General features: G+C 61.3%; 16 protein-coding genes. 9 read left to right on the top strand and 7 right to left on the bottom strand.

Translation table 11 applies throughout. The annotated features are described in order from the left end of the window. Nucleotides 1-99: 99 nt before the first annotated feature. The gene (norR, locus tag PSUM_RS11310; RefSeq protein WP_020796708.1) at nt 100-1,650 is read right to left on the bottom strand and encodes a nitric oxide reductase transcriptional regulator NorR; all 1,551 of its coding nucleotides are present in this window, start codon (nt 1,648-1,650) and stop codon (nt 100-102) included. Between the two features lie 155 nt (nt 1,651-1,805). Here norR and hmpA point away from each other — a divergent pair, with 155 nt between their 5' ends. Continuing rightward, nucleotides 1,806-2,987 carry an NO-inducible flavohemoprotein gene (gene hmpA / locus PSUM_RS11315; protein ID WP_020796709.1) on the top strand — a complete coding sequence of 394 codons (1,182 nt, stop codon included), beginning with the start codon at nt 1,806-1,808 and terminating at the stop codon, nt 2,985-2,987. 209 nt (nt 2,988-3,196) lie between these two features. Here hmpA and PSUM_RS11320 read toward each other — a convergent pair whose 3' ends face one another. The 5 genes from PSUM_RS11320 to PSUM_RS11340 all read right to left on the bottom strand — a co-directional run bounded on the left by PSUM_RS11320 (nt 3,197) and on the right by PSUM_RS11340 (nt 8,523). Beyond that, entirely contained in the window at nt 3,197-3,838 is a 642-nt protein-coding gene (locus PSUM_RS11320) for a helix-turn-helix transcriptional regulator (protein ID WP_008054465.1), read from the bottom strand. 91 nt (nt 3,839-3,929) lie between these two features. After that, nucleotides 3,930-5,057, bottom strand: a complete 1,128-nt coding sequence (locus PSUM_RS11325; protein WP_083348243.1) for an NAD(P)/FAD-dependent oxidoreductase — start codon at nt 5,055-5,057, stop codon at nt 3,930-3,932. Nucleotides 5,058-5,207: 150 nt separating this feature from the next. After that, nucleotides 5,208-6,152 (bottom strand): ornithine cyclodeaminase family protein, encoded by a 945-nt coding sequence (locus PSUM_RS11330; RefSeq protein ID WP_020796713.1) that lies wholly within the window; start codon nt 6,150-6,152, stop codon nt 5,208-5,210. Between the two features lie 125 nt (nt 6,153-6,277). Further along, nucleotides 6,278-7,768: an ATP-dependent RNA helicase RhlB gene (rhlB, locus tag PSUM_RS11335; protein WP_033044034.1), complete on the bottom strand. Its 1,491-nt coding sequence runs from the start codon at nt 7,766-7,768 to the stop codon at nt 6,278-6,280. Between the two features lie 98 nt (nt 7,769-7,866). After that, nucleotides 7,867-8,523, bottom strand: a complete 657-nt coding sequence (locus PSUM_RS11340; protein ID WP_033044035.1) for an alpha/beta hydrolase — start codon at nt 8,521-8,523, stop codon at nt 7,867-7,869. Between the two features lie 468 nt (nt 8,524-8,991). On the opposite strand from PSUM_RS11340, the gene PSUM_RS11345 reads away from it, so the two are divergent. The 4 genes from PSUM_RS11345 (at nt 8,992) to PSUM_RS11360 (ending at nt 13,153) form a co-directional block, all read left to right on the top strand. After that, entirely contained in the window at nt 8,992-10,023 is a 1,032-nt protein-coding gene (locus PSUM_RS11345) for an amino acid ABC transporter substrate-binding protein (protein ID WP_020796717.1), read from the top strand. Nucleotides 10,024-10,088: 65 nt separating this feature from the next. Continuing rightward, the gene (locus PSUM_RS11350; RefSeq protein ID WP_020796718.1) at nt 10,089-11,270 is read left to right on the top strand and encodes an amino acid ABC transporter permease; all 1,182 of its coding nucleotides are present in this window, start codon (nt 10,089-10,091) and stop codon (nt 11,268-11,270) included. Nucleotides 11,271-11,280: 10 nt separating this feature from the next. After that, nucleotides 11,281-12,378 carry an amino acid ABC transporter permease gene (locus tag PSUM_RS11355; RefSeq protein ID WP_020796719.1) on the top strand — a complete coding sequence of 366 codons (1,098 nt, stop codon included), beginning with the start codon at nt 11,281-11,283 and terminating at the stop codon, nt 12,376-12,378. A gap of 10 nt (nt 12,379-12,388) precedes the next feature. Next, a complete protein-coding gene (locus PSUM_RS11360; protein WP_007905492.1) occupies nt 12,389-13,153 on the top strand; it encodes an amino acid ABC transporter ATP-binding protein in 765 nt (254 codons plus the stop codon). A gap of 953 nt (nt 13,154-14,106) precedes the next feature. Here PSUM_RS11360 and PSUM_RS11370 read toward each other — a convergent pair. Continuing rightward, complete coding sequence (locus PSUM_RS11370; protein WP_033044519.1) at nt 14,107-15,075, bottom strand: LysR family transcriptional regulator; 969 nt, start codon at nt 15,073-15,075, stop codon at nt 14,107-14,109. A gap of 181 nt (nt 15,076-15,256) precedes the next feature. On the opposite strand from PSUM_RS11370, the gene PSUM_RS11375 reads away from it, so the two are divergent. The 4 genes from PSUM_RS11375 to PSUM_RS11390 all read left to right on the top strand — a co-directional run bounded on the left by PSUM_RS11375 (nt 15,257) and on the right by PSUM_RS11390 (nt 20,157). After that, entirely contained in the window at nt 15,257-16,756 is a 1,500-nt protein-coding gene (locus PSUM_RS11375) for an efflux transporter outer membrane subunit (RefSeq protein WP_033044517.1), read from the top strand. A gap of 139 nt (nt 16,757-16,895) precedes the next feature. Further along, complete coding sequence (locus tag PSUM_RS11380; RefSeq protein ID WP_083348244.1) at nt 16,896-19,088, top strand: FUSC family protein; 2,193 nt, start codon at nt 16,896-16,898, stop codon at nt 19,086-19,088. Beyond that, the gene (locus PSUM_RS11385) at nt 19,078-19,278 is read left to right on the top strand and encodes a DUF1656 domain-containing protein (RefSeq protein WP_007896379.1); all 201 of its coding nucleotides are present in this window, start codon (nt 19,078-19,080) and stop codon (nt 19,276-19,278) included. Before PSUM_RS11380 ends, PSUM_RS11385 begins: the two co-directional genes overlap by 11 nt. A gap of 24 nt (nt 19,279-19,302) precedes the next feature. Further along, nucleotides 19,303-20,157 (top strand): efflux RND transporter periplasmic adaptor subunit, encoded by an 855-nt coding sequence (locus tag PSUM_RS11390; RefSeq protein ID WP_083348245.1) that lies wholly within the window; start codon nt 19,303-19,305, stop codon nt 20,155-20,157.

The following is a 20,157-nucleotide window of genomic DNA, read 5'->3' on the forward strand; positions in this document are numbered from 1 at the left end:
GTCAGTCGCATCCGGGGGCAGGCAGCGGCGACAGAATGTCGCCGCGAAGGTGGCTCTCGAAGCAAGTTATGCGCCACTCGCAACGATTGCCCCCGGTGCCTATTTCATCCCCAGGCGCTTGGCCATCCGCCCGAGATTGGCCCGATCCAGGCCCAGCTCGCGGGCAGCGCTCGCCCAGTTGTGGTGGTGTCGTTCAAGGCAAGCGCCGATCAATTGGCGCTGATAACGCTCGGTGGCTTCGCGCAAATCCCCGGTCACCGTTTCCACGGCTGCAGCGGTGGGTTGCTCGGCGCTGACTTCGACGTTGCCATGGGGCAGATCGAGGTCGGCGGCACTCAAGCTGAGAATTTTCGGTCGCTCCTTGCAGTTGCCCAGCGCCTTCAACGCGCTGCGGCCGATCAGGTGTTCCAGCTCGCGCACATTGCCGGGCCAGCCGTAGGCCAACAACGCCGCTTGGGCATCGGTGCTCAGGCGCAGGCTGTTGAGGCCCATGCGCGAGCGGTTCTGCTCGAGGAAGTAACCGCTGAGCAGCAACACATCTCGCCCACGGTCACGCAGTGCCGGTACCAGCAACGGGTAAACGCTGAGCCGGTGATAAAAATCGGCGCGGTAGCGACCACTGCGCACTTCTTCGGCCAAGTCGCGATTGGTCGCTGCGATCAGCCGCACATCGACCTGATGCTCCTTGTCCGAACCCAGCCGCTGTAGCTGACCGCTTTGCAGCACGCGCAGCAATTTGGCCTGCACGGTCAGCGACAGCTCGCCCACCTCATCCAGGAACAGCGTGCCGCCATTGGCCAGTTCAAACTTGCCGCGTCGGTCGTTCAGCGCCCCGGTGAAGGCCCCGCGGACGTGCCCGAACAGCTCGCTCTCCACCAGCGTATCCGGCAAGGCAGCACAGTTGAGGCTGATGATGGGTTTGTCGGCACGCGGCGAGGCGGCGTGGATAGCCTGGGCCACCAGCTCCTTGCCCACCCCGGTTTCCCCGGTGATCAGCACCGTCAGATCGCTGCCGCCCACCAGGTTGATCTCTTCCACCAGGCGTTTGTGCGCTTTGCTTTGACCAATCATTTCGCGGCTTTGCTGGCCGCTGGCCTGACGGTACACCTCGGCGCGCTGGTGTTCGTCTTCGACCCTGTTGTTCAAACGCTCGATACGTTCAGCGGCGTTGACGGTAGCCGCCGCGAGGCTGGCGAAGGCCTCCAGGGCATCCAGCTCGATCGGTTCGAACTGTTCCGGGTTGAGGGCGTCGAGTGTCAGCAGGCCCCACGGTCGCTCATCGATAAACAGCGGGCAACCCATGCAATCGTGGACTTCCAGATGATCGTCCAGGCCATCGACCAGGCCGTCATACGGGTCGGGCATATTGCTGTCAGCGGCAAACCGCGTGGGGCCGGTGCTGCTGAGCAGTGCCTCAAAACGTGGGTGTTCGCTGACCTTGAAGCGCCGGCCTAGGGTGTCGGTGCTCAAGCCATCGACAGCCAGCGGCACCAGCCATTCACCATCGAGGCGCAGCAGGGCGGCGGCATCACAGGGGAGCAGGGCGCGCATGGCTTCCAGCAAGCGTCGATAGCGTTCGCCCTCGGGGAGTTCGCGGGACAGGTCCGCCACCAGTGGCAACAGCGCAGTGAGCAAGGATTTTGCAGTCATAGTGACTCCGTGTAGTCGATAAGACTATAACCTGCTGTGTGTCGTAATGACTACTGTGCAATTAAGTAATTGATTTTTAAGGTTTTAATAGTTGGCACGGAAACTGATAAGTCTAAGGCAACTGTTAAAAAAACCCGTTGCCCAGGAGTCACCTTATGCTGAGCGTTCAAGACCGTGCCATCGTCAAGTCCACTGTGCCATTGCTTGAAAGCGGTGGCGAAGCGCTGATCACTCACTTCTACCGGATGATGTTGTCCGAATATCCGCAAGTCCGTCCTCTGTTCAACCAGGCTCACCAGGCCAGCGGTGACCAACCGCGCGCCCTGGCGAACGGTGTATTGATGTACGCCCGCCACATCGACCAGCTCGATCAGTTGGGCGACCTGGTGGCCAAGATCATCAACAAGCACGTGGCCCTGCAGATTCTGCCGGAACACTACCCGATTGTAGGTAGCTGCCTGCTGCGGGCCATTGCCGAGGTGCTGGGCGAAGAAATCGCCACGCCTGAAGTGATTGCGGCATGGGGAGCGGCTTACGGTCAACTGGCGGACATCCTGATCGGTGCCGAAACCAGCATCTACGACCAGAAAGAGCAGGCACCGGGCGGCTGGCGCGGGGCGCGGGAATTCATCGTGGCGGCCAAGGTCGAGGAAAGTGCGGAAATCACCTCTTTCTATTTCGAACCGGCTGACAAGGGGCCTATCCTCGCCGCCGAGCCAGGCCAGTACATCGGCATGAAACTGATCCTCGATGGCGAAGAGATTCGCCGCAACTATTCGCTGTCGGCGTTGGCGAACAAGGGCCAATACCGCATTAGCGTCAAGCGTGAAGATGGCGGGCGAGCCTCCAATCACTTGCACGATCAATTGCATGTAGGGGCGAGCATCCAGCTGTTCCCGCCATCGGGCGAGTTCACCCTGAGCGCCAGTGACAAACCGCTGGTGCTGATCAGCGGTGGCGTCGGCATCACCCCGACCCTGGCCATGCTGGAAGCGGCGCTGGAAACCGAGCGGCCGGTGCACTTCATCCACTGCGCGCGCAATGGCAGCGTCCACGCCTTCCGCGACTGGATCGACGGGCTGGCCGAGCGTCACCCGCAACTCAAGCGTTTCTACTGCTATGCCGAAGATGACGGTGTCAGCCCGGCAGCGCACAAGGTCGGGCTTTTGAGCCAGGAACAACTGGCCGCCTGGTTGCCCGAAGAGCGCGATCTGGATGCTTACTTCCTTGGGCCTAAAGGCTTCATGGCGGCGGTCAAGCGCCACCTCAAGGCGTTGGGCGTACCGGAAAAGCAGAGCCGCTACGAGTTCTTCGGCCCGGCTGCGGCGCTGGAATAACGAGGGGGCTGGGGACGCCCCATCTGTAGGAGCGAGCATGCTCGCGATGAACCTGAGGTCGCGGCGGGGTGTCAGGTTTCCCGCGTTATCGTTGACGACCATCGCGAGCATGCTCGCTCCTACAGATGAGCCTGAGGTCGCGGCGGGGTGTCGGGTTTCCCGCGTTATCGTTGGCGGCCGTGGCCCTTCGGTGTCTTGGTGTCAGTTGCTCAGCCTTTGAGTTCCTTCAAATGCTTGTACACCGTCGCCCGCCCCATGTTCAGTACATTGGCCACATAGTTCGATGCGCTCTTGCCCTTGAAGGCGCCTTCGGCGTGCAGGGCCAGTACCAGTTCTCGTTTGTGGTCGCGGGTGAGCAGGTTCAGGCTCAGTTGGCGTTCGCGCAGCCAGGCGTGGAGGAAGGTGTTGATCCGCTCCTGCCAGTCATCGCGAAACAGTGAATCGGGCTGCGGAATCAGCTTGGTCGGCGACAGGAACAAGTCCAGCGCGGCCTTGGCATTCTCGAACAGCGAAATATTCAGATTGATGCACAGCACCGCCAGCGGGTGTCCCTCGCGGTCGCGCAGCACGGTGCTGAGACTGCGAATCTTCTGACCATCCCAATTAAGCTTTTCGTAGGGCCCGATGTTGCGTTCGCTGACATCGTCGCTGAGCATGTCCTCCAGGGCCGAGTCGTCACCGATTTCCCGTTTCGACAGGTTGTTGGCGATGTAGTCGACTTTTTGCGTGCGCAAATCGTGCAGCACCACTTCGGCGTGGGGGAAAAACAGCGTGGCGATGGCATCGGCGATGGCCCGGAAGTTGTCCAGGGACGTCTCGTTCAGGACCGGATCTTGTTCAGGTGCGTTCATACAGTGGGGCTCCGGGCAGCTTCAGCGCCCCGTCAACCAGGACGCTGAAAGTGTGCCGCAATCGAATCGGCGCGTCACCTGAGGACTACATTCAACCCAGGCGGGCAGGGGACAGCATTCCGGCATTCAGGCCGAAGCGGGTAAGGGGTTCGGGCAGGGGTTCACCGCGTACGAGCGCGGCACTGGCCTGGCCCATGGCGGGCGAGGTCTGGATGCCGTAGCCGCCTTGTGCCGCCACCCAGAACAATCCCTGCACCTGCGGATCGAAACCGGACAGCAAGTCACCATCGCTGACAAAACTGCGCAGGCCGGCCCAGGTTCGGGTCGGGCGGCGGATGGTCAGGGTGGTGGCTTCCTCGATCTGGTAGATGCCCATGGCGATGTCCAGTTCTTCGGGCTGTACGTCGTGGGGTTCGACCGGGTCTGCGTTGGCCGGCGAGCCGAGGAACATTCCGGCATCGGGTTTCATATAGAAGGATTCGTCGAGGCTCACCAGCATCGGCCAATGGTGGATGTCCACGCCCTCGGGGCCGGCGAAGATGAAGGCCGCGCGGCGCTTGGGTTGCAGGCCCAGGGTCCGGGCACCGGCCATTTCACCGATCTTGTCGGCCCAGGCGCCGGCGGCGTTGATGATGACCGGCGCGCTGAAGGTCTGACCCTGGGTTTGTACTTGCCACAAGCCTGCGGCATCGCGGCTCAGGCTCAGGACTTCGCTGTCGGTATGGACTTCGCCCTGGTTGCGGCGGATGCCACGCAGGTAGCCCTGATGCAGGGCATCGGTGTCGATGTCGCTGGCGGTCGGATCGTAGATCGCGCCGTGGACTTTTTCCCGGCGCAGGATCGGCACGCGCACGCAGGCCTCATCGGCGCTCAGCAATTGCATTTCAGGGACCGTGGCTTTGGCGCTCAGGTATTGATTGTTCAGTTCGGCCGGGTCGCCGGTAAAGTCCACGGTCATCTCGCCGCGCGGGGTCAGCAGCGGGTGTTCGCAGAAACCGCTTGGCGGATTGTCGAAGAAGTCGCGGCTAGCCTGGGTTAACGCACGCACCTGAGGTGTTCCGTAGGCGGCGGTGTACAGCGCCGCGGAACGACCGGTGGAGTGATAGGCCGGGTGGGACTCGCGTTCGAGCACGATCACGCGACTGTGCTGCGACAGCCAGAAACCGGTGGAAGCGCCGGCAATCCCGCCGCCGATGATGATGAAGTCTGCCTGGCTCATGAACGTCTCCTGATGGGGCGCAAATGCCAATGTTGTCGAGATTCTCTGTGGGAGCGAGCCTGCTCGCGAAAGCGTCGTATCAGTCAACATCAACGTTGAATGAAAGATCGTATTCGCGAGCAGGCTCGCTCCCACAAGTGGACTGGGGTGTCAGGGGTGCAAGCGGTAGATGGCATGGGCCAGCGCAATGTCCTCCAGACCGAGGCCGATCGAGCGGAAGAACACATGGCGCTCATAGTCGGGGCGCTGCACTTTCTCGCTCAGCAGGTCGGCCAAGTCGCCAACAATCGCACTTTTATCCCAGCCATGCTGCTCGCCTGCAATCAGCATCTCACCGGCCGAACCCGGGGTGGTCAGGCGGTAGTCGCAAAATACCTGCATGTCATTGAGGCTCTGCGGCGGCACCTCGTGGGCGCGTGGCGCGTTGGTGCTGATGGAGGTGATCAACGCCGGTTTACTCAGGCTCGACGGATCGATCACCGGACCTGCGGACGAGGTGCAGAGCATGACGACATCCGCGTCACTGATGGCGGCCTCGAGACTTTGCGCGATGGTCAGGCGCGGCTCGATGGTTTTCAGCAGGCTCACCGTTTCAAGGTCTTCACTCAGGCTCGGCGAGTACAGGCTGATGCTTTGCCAGTCGCGCAGGCCTTTCACGTAATGCAGGTGCGCCTGGGCCACTTTGCCGCTGCCGATGATTGCCAGGCGATTGGCGGTGAGCGGCGCGAGGGCATCGACCGCCACGGCGGTGGTTGCAGCGGTGCGGGCCGTGGTCAGTTCGCCCGCATCGCAAAGCATCAGCGGCTGCCCGGTTTGCATCGACATCAACAACGTCCACGCCGTTACCAAGGGCCCCTGTTCACGGACGATGTATGGCGAAGTCTTGATTCCGTACACGCCGTCTTCGGCCAGCACGCCCAGGTAATTGATGAAGTCGCCGGCACCCTGTGGAAACTCCACCAGTTGCTGTGCCGGCTGCACCGCTTGCCCGGCGGCCAGGTCGCGGAATAGCTTGCGCAGGATTTGCGGCACGTCCACCTGTGCCAGCAACTCGCGGGCCTGGGTCTGATTGATCACGTAAGGGGTGCTGGGCATGGTCGGCTCCGGGCGCTGGAATGTAAACTAATTTGTCTATTATGGACTTTTAGATATCTCTGGCAATCTCCGGGCGAAAAAAAAGCGCAGTCCGTTTCCGGCTGCGCTTGTTACTGCAAGGGGGCTCAGTGCGGCCGCTTGCGCTCAACCGCCCGCAATAGATGCGTCGGCGGTGTTTCACAGCTGATCTTGCGCCCCAGTTTTTCCTCGATAGCCGGTAGCTGGTAGGAGTCGTCTTCACCGGCAAAACTGATGGAAACGCCGTCGGCGCCGGCACGGCCGGTACGGCCGATGCGATGCACGTAGTCGTCCGGGACTTCCGGCAGGGTGAAGTTGATCACGTGGCTGATGCCGTCGATGTGGATACCGCGACCTGCCACGTCGGTGGCGACCAGCACGCGGATCTTGCCTTCGCGGAAACCTTCCAGGGTCTTGATGCGCTTGTGTTGCGGCACATCACCCGATAGCTGCGCGGCGTTGACCCCGTCGCGTACCAGGCGTTCTTCGATGCGGCGTACTTCATCCTTGCGGTTGGCGAAGACGATGACCCGCTCCCAGCCGTTGTCGGTGACCAGGTTGTAGAGCAGTTTGTATTTGTCGGCACCGGCCACCGCGTAGATGTGCTGCTCGACGTTTTCGCTGGCCACATTCTGCGACTCGATCTCGACGATGGCCGGGTCGGTGGTCCACTGCTTGGCCAGGTTCATCACGTCATCGGTGAAGGTCGCCGAGAACAGCAGCGTTTGACGCTCATTCTTCGGCGGGGTCTGGCGAATGATCTGGCGCACCTGCGGGATGAAGCCCATGTCGAGCATGCGGTCGGCTTCGTCCAGCACCATCACTTCGACCATGTCCAGGTGCACGTCGCCGCGCTGGTTGAAGTCCAGCAGGCGACCCGGGGTGGCCACGAGAATGTCGCAATGGCGAGCCTCGAGGTGCTTGAGCTGCTTGTCGAAGTCCATGCCGCCCACAAACGTCATGACGTTCAGGCCGGTGTACTTGGTCAGGTCCGCCGCGTCCTTGGCGATCTGCACCACCAGTTCGCGAGTCGGTGCGATGATCAGCGCGCGCGGCTCACCCATGTAGCGCTCTTTCGGCGGCGGGGTCTGCAGCAGCTGGGTGATGATCGATATCAGGAATGCCGCGGTCTTGCCGGTACCGGTCTGCGCGCGGCCGATGGCGTCTTTGCCGGCGAGGGTGAAACCCAGCACCTGGGCCTGGATCGGCGTGCAGTACGGAAAGCCCAGGTCCTGGATGGCGTGCATCAGTTCGGGGGCGAGTTTGAAATCGTGGAAACGGGTCTTGCCTTCCTGGGGTTCGACGACGAAGTCTTCGAGTTTCCACGGGATGACCGGCGCTTTCGGCTTCGGTTCGCGGCGGGGTTTGGCGGGTTTCGGCGTTTCGCTGTGTGGCTGCTCGGGGGCAGTGACCACCGCAGGTTGGACGGCCGCCGTGCTCGCGGGCTCATGTTTCGGTGCCGCGACGGCAGCGGTACGGCCAGGCTGACTACCGTCGGTGCGGTGGCTGGGGGCGTGAGAAGGAGCGCTGGGGACTGGCGCGAGTTGCTCAGTCTCGCTTTTACCGAACATTTTCTTGAGTGCTTTGAGCACGGTCATCTCATCAATTGGTTAAGGAATGTACGCCGGCCAGTGTAATGCAAGAATCGGGCGCGGCGTAGAGGGATGGATCAAAGGGCGTTTTTAAACGTCATTGTTTACCGCAGGCGCTCGTCGAGCCACACGCCGATGTCGCGAATTTCCTCAGGTAACACTTCATGGCCCATTGGGTATTCCTGCCATGTCACGGTGACACCACGCTGTTTCAAATGCTCATAGGCGCTACGTCCCATCGAGTTCTGCACCACGTCATCGTACTGCCCGTGCAGCGAAAGCACCGGAATGCGCTGCTGGCTGGCGGACAGTTCCAGCGCGTCGCTGAAGGTCGGTGCATAAGTCGAGAGGGCAAGTACGCCACCCAGCGGGCCCTGCCATTTCAGAAACGCGGTGTGTAGAACCACGGCGCCGCCCTGGGAAAAGCCGGCGAGAAAAATTCGCGAAGCGTCTATTCCGGTGGCGCGCTGCTGTTCGAGCAATTCGATTATCCAGTTGGCCGACTCTTCCAGTTGCTCGCGATTGATCGCCCGTGCCGGGCTCATGGCCAATATGTCGTACCAGCTCGGCATCTCGTAACCGCCATTGATGGTGACGGCGCGGGTCGGTGCCTGGGGCAAGACGAATCGTGTACTCAGCAAAGTCTCCTGCAGGGCTTCGGCCACCGGCAGGAAGTCGTATCGATCGGCGCCCAGGCCGTGGAGCCAGATAACGCAGGCATCTGCGGTCTTGATGGGTTCAAGAATCAAAGGGTTGGTCATGGCTGCTCCAAACATGTGCGGGCGCTCTCATTGAGTGCGAGGTCTGAGGGCGTCTCTGGTTGATCAGTTACGAAGATGTCGCAAGGTTACAAGTTTTGCTATTGACCTGTCGCTTAACCGCTTAAGCGGTCGGTGTGGTACGGGCTTTGCTATACGCAAGCTGGTACGAAAATCCCACATCTGTCGGTAACACTATCAGGCCATTGTTGGCAGTGGGATAGCAAAAAAATCCGGTAATGGATGTTCGCCAATGGCCGCTACGGGCTTCGCGAACGAGAAAGGGCTACAGCCCGTTCGGCCGATTGGTGAGAAGTGAGTTGTCCTTTATATGGATTTTCTCCTACTAGACTCATGGCTACGGTCCTACGTCGGTTGACCCTATAAAAAGCCAACAAGGGTCACCAACGCCTCAAAAGGGTGCGACTGGACTCACGCTCCGACACAACAAGAGCAAAACTGGAGGTTTGAATGAAGATGTTGAAATCCACCCTGGCAGTCGTGACTGCAGCCGCGGTACTCGGCGTCAGTGGGTTCGCTCAGGCGGGCGCGACCCTGGATGCAGTACAGAAGAAAGGTTTCGTACAGTGCGGCGTCAGCGATGGCCTGCCTGGCTTCTCGGTTCCAGATTCCACCGGCAAGATCGTCGGTATCGATGCAGACTACTGCCGTGCCGTGGCCGCTGCCGTATTCGGCGACGCGACCAAGGTCAAGTTCAGCCAGTTGAACGCCAAGGAGCGTTTCACCGCGCTGCAGTCCGGCGAGATCGACATCCTGTCGCGCAACACCACCATGACCAGCTCCCGTGACGCGGGCATGGGTCTGAAATTCCCTGGCTTCATCACTTACTACGATGGCATCGGCTTCCTGGTCAACAACAAGCTGGGCGTCAAGAGCGCCAAAGAGCTGGATGGCGCGACCATCTGCATCCAGGCCGGTACCACCACCGAACTGAACGTTTCCGACTACTTCCGTGGCAACGGTCTGAAATACACCCCGATCACTTTCGACACCTCCGACGAGAGCGCCAAGTCGCTTGAATCCGGTCGTTGCGACGTACTGACCTCCGATAAGTCCCAACTGTTTGCCCAGCGCAGCAAGCTGGCCTCGCCGAAGGACTACGTGGTGCTGCCGGAAACCATTTCCAAGGAGCCACTGGGCCCGGTCGTGCGTAACGGCGACGACGAGTGGCTGGCCATCGTGCGCTGGGTTGGCTACGCCATGCTCAACGCTGAAGAAGCCGGCATCACCTCGAAAAACGTCGAAGCCGAAGCCAAGGCCACCAAGAACCCGGACGTCGCTCGTCTGCTGGGCACTGACGGTGAATACGGCAAAGACCTGAAAGTGAAGAAAGACTGGGTCGTGCAGATCGTCAAGCAAGTCGGCAACTACGGTGAAGTGTTCGAGAAAAACCTCGGCAAGAGCACTCCGCTGGAGATCGACCGCGGGCTGAACGCCTTGTGGAACGCTGGCGGCATTCAATACGCACCACCAGTGCGCTGATGGTTCTATCACCCGGTGGGCCAACCACCGGGTGATGTTCTGTTCCATTCTTTGCGGGGCACTTCATGCAAAATTCAATCGGCGCACCAAAGCAGAGGCTCAGCCTCAGCGATCCACGAGTGCGTGCGTGGGTATTCCAGATCATCACCATTATCGGGGTGGTCTCGCTAGGCTGGTATCTGTTCGACAACACACAGACCAACCTGCAACACCGGGGCATTACCTCCGGTTTTGACTTTCTGGAGCGCAGTGCCGGGTTCGGCATCGCCCAACACCTGATCGACTACACCGAAGCGGACAGCTATGCCCGGGTGTTTGTCATCGGCTTGCTAAACACCTTGCTGGTGACCTTCATCGGCGTGATCCTGGCGACGATCCTCGGTTTCATCGTCGGCGTGGCCCGACTGTCGAAGAACTGGATCATCGCCAAGTTGGCGACCGTGTACGTGGAGGTTTTCCGCAACATTCCGCCTCTGCTGCAGATCCTGTTCTGGTACTTCGCGGTGTTCCTGACCATGCCGGGGCCGCGCAACAGCCACAACTTCGGCGACACCTTCTTCGTCAGCAGCCGCGGCCTGAACATGCCGGCGGCGCTGATGGCCGATGGTTTCTGGGCGTTCGTGATCAGCATCGTCGTGGCCATTGTCGCCATCGTGCTGATGACCCGCTGGGCCAACAAGCGCTTTGAAGCCACGGGCGAGCCGTTCCACAAGTTCTGGGTTGGCCTGGCGTTGTTCCTGGCGATCCCGGCGCTGTGCGTGTTGATCTTCGGTGCGCCAGTGCACTGGGAAATGCCCAAGCTGCAAGGCTTCAACTTCGTCGGCGGCTGGGTACTGATCCCGGAACTGCTGGCCTTGACCCTGGCGCTCACGGTGTACACCGCAGCGTTCATCGCCGAGATCGTGCGTTCGGGCATCAAGTCGGTCAGCCACGGCCAGACCGAAGCTGCGCATTCGCTCGGCCTGCGCAACGGTCCGACCCTGCGCAAGGTGATCATCCCGCAAGCCCTGCGCGTGATCATTCCGCCGCTGACCAGCCAATACCTGAACCTGGCGAAGAACTCCTCGCTGGCGGCCGGTATCGGGTATCCGGAGATGGTCTCGCTGTTCGCAGGCACGGTGCTCAACCAGACCGGCCAGGCGATCGAGGTGATTGCCATCACCATGAGCGTTTACCTGGCGATCAGTATCAGCATTTCCCTGCTGATGAACTGGTACAACAAGCGCATTGCGCTGATCGAGCGGTAAGGAATAGCGCATGAGTACTCATACTTTCAAACCCGACATGCCACCGCCGGCCAAGGTCTTCGGCCCGATGGCGTGGATACGCGCGAACATGTTCTCCAGCTGGCTCAACACCCTGCTGACCTTGTTCGCGTTCTACCTGATCTACCTGGTGATACCGCCGATCCTGAGCTGGGCAATCATCGATGCCAACTGGGTGGGCACCACCCGCGCCGACTGCACGAAGGAGGGCGCCTGCTGGGTGTTCATCCAGCAGCGCTTCGGCCAGTTCATGTACGGCTATTACCCGCCGGAACTGCGCTGGCGCGTCGACCTGACGGTGTGGCTGGCGGTCATTGGCGTGGCACCGTTGTTCATCTCGCGCTTTCATCATAAAGCCGTGTATGGCCTGAGCTTCCTGGTGCTGTACCCGATCATTGCCTGGTGCCTGCTGCACGGCGGCGTCTTTGGCCTGACCCAAGTGGCGACCAGCCAATGGGGCGGCCTGATGCTGACCCTGGTGATCGCCACCGTCGGTATTGCCGGTGCGTTGCCCCTGGGGATTGTCCTGGCATTGGGCCGACGTTCGAACATGCCGGCAATTCGCGTGGTCTGCGTGACCTTCATCGAATTCTGGCGCGGCGTGCCGTTGATCACGGTGCTGTTCATGTCCTCGGTGATGCTGCCGTTGTTCCTGCCTGAAGGCATGAACTTCGACAAATTGCTGCGGGCGCTGATCGGCGTGATCCTGTTCCAGTCGGCCTACGTGGCCGAAGTGGTGCGTGGCGGCCTGCAAGCGATCCCTAAAGGACAGTACGAAGCGGCCGCGGCAATGGGCCTGGGCTACTGGCGCAGCATGGGCCTGGTGATTCTGCCGCAAGCCCTGAAGCTGGTGATCCCCGGCATCGTCAACACCTTCATCGCGCTGTTCAAGGACACGAGCCTGGTGATCATCATCGGCCTCTTCGACCTGCTCAACAGCGTCAAGCAAGCCGCCGCCGACCCGAAATGGCTGGGCATGGCCACTGAAGGCTATGTGTTCGCGGCCCTGGTGTTCTGGATTTTCTGTTTTGGTATGTCGCGCTATTCCATGCATCTGGAACGCAAGCTCGACACTGGCCACAAGCGTTAGGAGTTCTGTAATGAGCGAAGCAATCAAGAAGCCTGTGAGCCCTGAAGGCATTATCCAGATGCAGGGCGTGAACAAGTGGTACGGTCAGTTCCACGTACTCAAGGACATCAACCTCAACGTCAAGCAGGGCGAGCGGATCGTCCTGTGCGGGCCGTCGGGTTCGGGCAAATCCACCACTATCCGCTGCCTCAATCGCCTGGAAGAACACCAGCAGGGCCGCATCGTGGTCGATGGCGTGGAACTGACCAACGACCTCAAGCAGATCGAAGCGATCCGTCGTGAAGTCGGCATGGTGTTCCAGCATTTCAACCTGTTCCCGCACCTGACCATCCTGCAGAACTGCACCCTGGCGCCAATGTGGGTGCGCAAGATGCCCAAGCGCAAGGCCGAGGAAATCGCCATGCATTACCTGGAGCGCGTGCGCATTCCGGAGCAGGCGCACAAGTACCCGGGGCAGCTGTCCGGCGGTCAGCAACAGCGCGTGGCGATTGCCCGTGCGCTGTGCATGAAGCCGAAAATCATGTTGTTCGACGAACCGACTTCGGCACTCGACCCCGAGATGGTGAAGGAGGTTCTGGATACCATGATCGGCCTGGCCGAAGACGGCATGACCATGCTCTGCGTGACCCATGAAATGGGCTTTGCCCGCACCGTGGCCAATCGCGTGATCTTCATGGACAAGGGCGAAATCGTCGAGCAGGCGGCGCCGAACGACTTCTTCGACAACCCGCAGAATGAACGCACCAAGCTGTTCCTGAGCCAGATCTTGCATTGATCTAGCCCAGGCCATAAAAAACCGGCCTCGGCAGTAATGCTGTTCTTTAGGTTGGTGGCATTTGGATTGGGTGTATATCCATTGCTGCGGTAACGGCGGCCTATGGTTTCGCTCTTACAGCGAGTCACTTGGAAGCACGGAACGCCGCCCGGCCCCAAGTAACCAAGGGCTCTTGCCCCTGGCGTTCGGTGCCTCGCTAATGCTCGGCATACCCTCGCTCCGGTCCTGCTCCGTGGGCCCGCCGCGATGGGCCATCCTTGGCCCAGCGCGGCTAAACCGGCATCCCTGCCGGTTTACCCACTGCGCAGAACCTCCACTCGGCCTCTCGATGGGGCAAGAAAATCAAAAGCGAAATCAAACGCAAAAGCGAGGCGGCCTTACAGCCGACCTGATCGGGAGCCGTACGTGTTCCTCCTGTAGGAGCCAGGCCTGCCGGCAAAGAACGATAACGCGGTACAACAGATACACCGCGGCGCCTGGTTCGCCGGCAAGTCGGATCGCCGCACCGCTGGCTCCTACAGGGGGCTGGGGGTATCCGCAAAGATCAGGTCGGCTGTAAGGCCGCCTCGCTTTGCTTTGGATTTGGGTGCCCCGTTAACCACGATGGCCGAACGCAGGCATTGCGCAGTGGGGAAACCGGCAGGACGCCGGTTTAGCCGCGCTGGGCCAGGGATGGCCCATCGCGGCGACCCACGGAGCAATGCCTTCGTTCTGGCATGCCGAGCCCTAGCGAGGCACCGAGTGGTGGGGCAAAGCCTTTTGGTTCCTTTTTGCTGGGCCGGCACTCCGGCGTTTGAAAAAGGGACTCGCCGTAAGGGCGAAACCATAAGCGGCCGTTACCGCAGCAATGGATATCCCCCCAATCCAGTCCTTAAATACAACCCCATGCTTAAGTGAACAGCAGCTTTACGGACCAGGTCCGGGTTTTTAATCGCCATTCGTTCAAGTACGTCTCAGTTTGCCACTCGCGCCCCGGCGAGACTGCCGCTCAATTCATACGCCGCCAATTCCGCCTGATGCGCCGCCAACAACTCCGGCAACGACCCGCGCAGGTACTCCACCCAAGTCTTGATCTTCGCATCCAGGTACTGCCGCGACGGATAGATCGCGTACAGGTTCAGCTCCTGCGAGCGGTACTTGGGCATCACCCGCACCAGCGTGCCGTTACGCAAACCGTCGATCGCGGCGTACAGCGGCAGTACACCAATGCCCATGCCACTGGTGATCGCGGTTTTCATCGCATCGGCTGAGTTCACCAGGAACGGCGAGCTGTTGATGGTGACCATTTCCTGCCCGTCGGGACCGTCGAAGGCCCATTTTTCCAGGGGGATGACCGGGCTCACCAGGCGCAGGCACGCGTGGTTCAGCAGGTCGCTGGGTTTTTGCGCGCAACCGTTGGCTTTAACGTAGGCCGGCGACGCGCAAACGATGCTGTAGGTGATTCCCAGGCGCTGGGAAACGAAGCCCGAATCCGGCAGTTCGCTGGCGAGCACGATGGACACGTCGTAGCCCTCGTCCAGCAGGTCCGGCACGCGGTTGGCCATGGTCAGGTCGAAGGTCACGTCCGGGTGGGTCTTGCGATAGCGGGCGATGGCGTCGATCACGAAGTGCTGGCCGATGCCGGTCATGGTGTGCACCTTGAGCTGCCCGGCCGGGCGCGCGTGGGCATCGCTGGCTTCGGCTTCGGCTTCTTCCACGTACGTCAAAATCTGCTCACAGCGCAGCAAATAGCGCTTGCCGGCTTCCGTCAGGGCGATGCGTCGTGTCGTTCGGTTGAGCAGACGGGTTTGCAGGTGGGCTTCCAGGTTGGAGACCGCGCGCGAGACGTTGGCCGTGGTGGTGTCCAGTTGCACCGCGGCGGCGGTGAAGCTGCCGGCCTCGGCCACGTAACTGAAGGCGCGCATGTTTTGCAATGTGTCCATGGGGTGCTCTCGGGTTCGATGGCAAATTGTGACACGAAGTTTCAGGGGCGGAGACCCCTACAAAGGGATTATCGCGTTAACGGTAACAAAGATTCACAGGAATCCCAGCTTATCGCGTTGAAAACCCACCCCTAGAATTGCGCTGTCCCTCCTATGTTCCCCACCTCAGGAATTTTCAGCAGTGCCGCGTCGCATCAGCAGAGCGCTTCAACCCCTCAGTATTCTGGCTTTAACCCTGGTAATCAGCGGCTGCATCGGAACCGGAGGTATCGCCCCGCAGGGCAAGGCGCTGGAGGCTGATTCGCTGGCCACCGACGAAGCCATCCAGAGCGCCGCGCAGGATGCGCATTGGCCCACCGCTCAATGGTGGCAGGCTTATGGCGATCCGCAACTGAATCGCTGGATCGACCTCGCCGTGCAAGGCAGCCCGACCATGGCCATGGCCGCCGCGCGGGTGCGTCAGGCCAATTCCATCGCCGGTGTGGCCGAGTCGGCCGAGTCGTTGCAGATCAACGGCCAATCCACCCTCAAGCGCCACAACTGGCCCACCGATCAGTTCTACGGCCCCGGCGATCTGGCCAACAGCACGACCTGGGACAACAACGCCGCGCTGGGCTTCAGTTACGCCCTCGACCTCTGGGGTCGTGAAAGCAATGCCACCGAGCGCGCCGTGGACATGGCCCACATGACCGTCGCCGAAGCGCGTCAGGCGCAGCTCGAATTACAGAACAACATCGTGCGCGTCTACATCGAGCTCTCGTTGCATTACGCGCAGCGGGACATCGTCGAAGCGACATTGAAGCAACAACAGCAAATCCTGGATCTGGCGCACAAGCGCCTGAACGGCGGCATCGGGACCCATTTCGAAGTCAGCCAGGCCGAGACGCCCCTGCCGGAAACCCATCGCCAGATCGATGCACTGGACGAGGAAATCGCCCTGAGCCGTAACCAACTGGCCGCACTCGCAGGCTTTGGGCCGGGGCAGGGGGCGCAATTGCAACGGCCGACCCTGTCACTGGGTGCAGCGCTCAAACTGCCGTCGTCGTTGCCGGCGCAGTTGCTCGGGCAACGTCCGGACGTTGTCGCCAGCCGCTGGCAAGTGGCGGCGCAAGCACGGGGCATCGACGTGGCGCATGCAGGCTTCTATCCCAACGTCGATCTGGTCGGCAGCCTGGGCTACATGGCCACCGGTGGCGGGGCGCTGGAGTTCCTGACCGGCAGGAAGCTCAACTACAGCGTCGGCCCGGCGATATCCCTGCCGATCTTCGACGGCGGCCGTTTGCGCGCGGAGCTGGGCGAGGCTTCGGCGGGTTATGACATTGCCGTGGCCAAGTACAACCAGACCCTGGTCAATGCCCTGAAGAACATCTCTGACCAGTTGATTCGTCGCGAGTCCATGGACAAGCAGCAGGCCTTCGCCGCCGAGTCGGTTGCCACTGCACAGAGAACCTATGACATCGCGACGATCGCTTATCAGCGCGGGCTCACCGATTACCTCAACGTGCTCAATGCGCAGACGCTGTTGTTCAAGCAGCAGCAGGTGCAGCAGCAGGTGCAGGCAGCGCGCCTCAGCGCCCATGCCGAGTTGGTGACGGCGTTGGGCGGCGGGCTCGGTGCAGGCAACGATGTGCCGAAAGACAGCCAGACCGCTGCACCGAAAACCCCGGTCCTTTTGCGTTGAACATAACCCCAGTGGGAGCGAGCCTGCTCGCGAAGAGGCCTTGTCAGTCAAAGAAGTTGTCGCCTGACACACCGCTTTCGCGAGCAGGCTCGCTCCCACAGGTACTGAGTCTGACCTTTTATCCAATGAGCAGGATCTGATGACGCCCTTGCCCGCACCCTTGCGCTGGCTGTGCTCCCTTGAATGGCGCCGGGGTTTCTTCGACTGGGCACGCAGCGACGGCGTGACCTGGGTCTACATTTTCAAGGTATTGATCGCAGCCTTCCTGACCCTGTGGCTGGCCATGCGCCTGGAATTGCCGCAGCCGCGAACGGCGATGATCACCGTGTTCATCGTCATGCAGCCGCAAAGCGGCCAGGTGTTCGCCAAGAGTTTCTATCGCTTTCTGGGCACCTTGGCCGGTTCGACGGTGATGGTGGCGTTGATCGCCCTGTTTGCGCAGAACACCGAACTGTTCCTCGGTTCGCTGGCGATCTGGGTGGGTATCTGCTCGGCCGGCGCGGCGCGTTGCCGCAACTTCCGCGCCTACGGCTTTGTGTTGGCCGGCTACACCGCCGCGATGGTCGGGTTGCCAGCGCTGGCCCATCCAGACGGTGCGTTCATGGCGGCGGTCTGGCGGGTGCTGGAAATCTCCCTGGGGATTCTCTGCGCGACCCTGGTCAGCGCCGCGATCTTGCCGCAAACCGCCAGTGCCGCGATGCGCAATGCCTTGTATCAGCGCTTCGGGGTATTTGCCCTGTTCGTCACCGATGGTTTGCGCGGTCGCAGTCAGCGCGAGGCCTTCGAGGCCGGTAACGTGCGCTTCATCGCCGAAGCGGTGGGCCTGGAAGGGCTGCGCAGCGTCACCGTGTTCGAAGACCCGCACATGCGTCGGCGCAACGGTCGGCTCAGCCGCTTGAACAGCGAGTTCATGGGGATCACCACGCGTTTCAACGCCTTGCACCAGTTGCTCGAACGCCTGCGCAGCAGTGACACCGATCACGCCGTGGCGGCCATCAAACCAGGCTTGCAAGACCTCGCCGAACTGCTCGATGGCTTTAGCGGCCGTGCGCTGACCAGTGCCGACGCGGCGCGCCTGGTCACGGCGCTGACAGCCTACAAGGCCGGTTTGCCGGCGCGGGTACGAAGCCTGCGCGCGATCTTCCAGGAGGGCGGTCCGAGCGATGCCGAACTGCTGGACTTCCACACGGCGTACGAATTGCTCTATCGCTTCGTCGACGACTTGCACAGTTATGCACAGACCCACGCATCCCTGGCCGATCACAGCCATGAACGCGAGCGCTGGGACGAACCGTTCACACCGCAAACCAACTGGCTGGTGTCGGCCGCCTCGGGGATTCGGGCCGCATTCATCCTGGTGGTGCTGGGCAGTTATTGGGTGGCGACGGCATGGCCGAGCGGGGCGACCATGACATTGATCGCCGCCGCCACCGTCGGCTTGTCCGCCGCCACGCCGAACCCCAAGCGCATGGCGTTCCAGATGGCCTGCGGGACGTTTCTCGGGGCGCTGATCGGTTTCGTCGAGATGTTTTTTATCTTCCCCTGGATCGACGGCTTCCCGTTGCTGTGTGTGATGCTCGCACCGGTGATCGTGCTCGGTTCATTCCTGAGCTCGCGGCCGCAATATGCCGGTGTCGGCCTCGGCTTGCTGATCTTCTTCAGCACCGGTTCGGTGCCGGACAACCTCACGGTCTACAACCCGTACACCTTCATCAACGACTACATCGCCATGGTGCTTGGCATGCTGGTGTGCGCGGCGGCCGGCGCGATCATTCTGCCGCCGAACAGTCGCTGGCTGTGGCGGCGCCTGGAGCAGGACTTGCGTGGCCAGGTGGTCTACGCCATCAGCGGCAAGCTCAAGGGGCTGGCGTCGCGTTTCGAAAGCCGCACCCGCGACCTGGTGCATCAGGCCTACGGCTTCGCGGCGGGGCAGCCACAGGTCCAGCGCGATCTGCTGCGCTGGATGTTCGTGGTACTGGAGGTCGGGCACGCCATCATCGAGTTGCGCAAGGAGCAGGCGATCCTGCCGGTGCATCCGGCGTACGCCGAGTCCCAGCCATGGCGCCAGTCGATCCGTGTGATGGGCCGTTCGCTGGTGCGGCTGTTCCTGCAACCGGGCCAGAGCAATCTGGAGCGCGCCCTGATCGCCGTCGATCACGCCATCAGCCGCGTACAAGCTACCGACGAACCCTTTGCCCCGCACTTCGACACGTCGGCGCTGCGCCGGGTCAAGAGCTACCTGCACTTTATCCGCACCTCGTTGCTCGACCCGCAATCACCGCTCACCGCCTACGCCAATACCAAGCCCAAAGGACTTGAACATGCCTCGTGAAATCGCCTTCCACGGCGTGTACATGCCGACCATGACCCTGATGTTTTTCATCGCGGCGGCGTTGGCCTGGGCACTGGACCGATTTTTGTCCGGCTTCGACCTGTACCGCTTCTTCTGGCACCCGGCGCTGCTGCGCCTGAGCCTCTTTACCTGTCTGTTCGGCGCCCTGGCGCTGACTGTCTACCGTTGACTCTCTACCACTGAGAATGCCCTGATGAAAAAGCTTTTCAGCCTACTCGCGACCTTGTTGGTGCTGGCCCTCGCGATAGGGATCGGTCGCTCCCTGTGGGAGCACTACATGAACACCCCCTGGACCCGCGATGGCCGGGTGCGCGCCGACATCATCAACGTTGCCGCCGATGTCACGGGCGAAGTAGTGAACGTGCCCGTGCGCGATAACCAGTTGGTGAAGAAGGGCGACTTGCTGATGCAGATCGACCCCGAGCACTACCGCCTCGCGGTCAAGCAGGCGCAGTCATTGGTGGCGTCGCGCAAGGCCACCTGGGAGATGCGCAAGGTCAATGCCCATCGCCGCGCCGATATGGACAACCTGGTGATCTCCAGGGAAAACCGCGACGACGCCAGCAACCTCGCCGACTCGGCCCTGGCCGACTACCAGCACGCCCAGGCCCAACTGGAAGCCGCCGAACTCAACCTCAAGCGCACTGAAGTGCGTGCAGCCGTCGACGGCTACGTGACCAACCTGAATGTGCATCGCGGCGATTACGCGCGCATCGGCGAAGCGAAGATGGCCGTGGTCGACATGAACTCGTTCTGGGTCTACGGCTTCTTCGAAGAAACCAAACTGCCCCACGTGCGCGTGGGCGATAAGGCCGACATGCAACTGATGAGCGGTGAAGTGCTCAAGGGCCATGTGGAAAGCATCTCGCGAGGCATCTACGACCGCGACAATCCGGAAAGTCGCGAGCTGGTTGCCGACGTGAATCCGACCTTCAACTGGGTGCGCCTGGCGCAGCGCGTGCCGGTGCGGATTCACATCGATGAAGTGCCGGAGGGCGTGCTGTTGGCGGCGGGGATTACCTGTACGGTGGTTGTCAACGCATTGTAG

Origin of the sequence: Pseudomonas umsongensis, from assembly GCF_002236105.1 — a bacterium.
Lineage (GTDB): Bacteria > Pseudomonadota > Gammaproteobacteria > Pseudomonadales > Pseudomonadaceae > Aquipseudomonas > Aquipseudomonas umsongensis.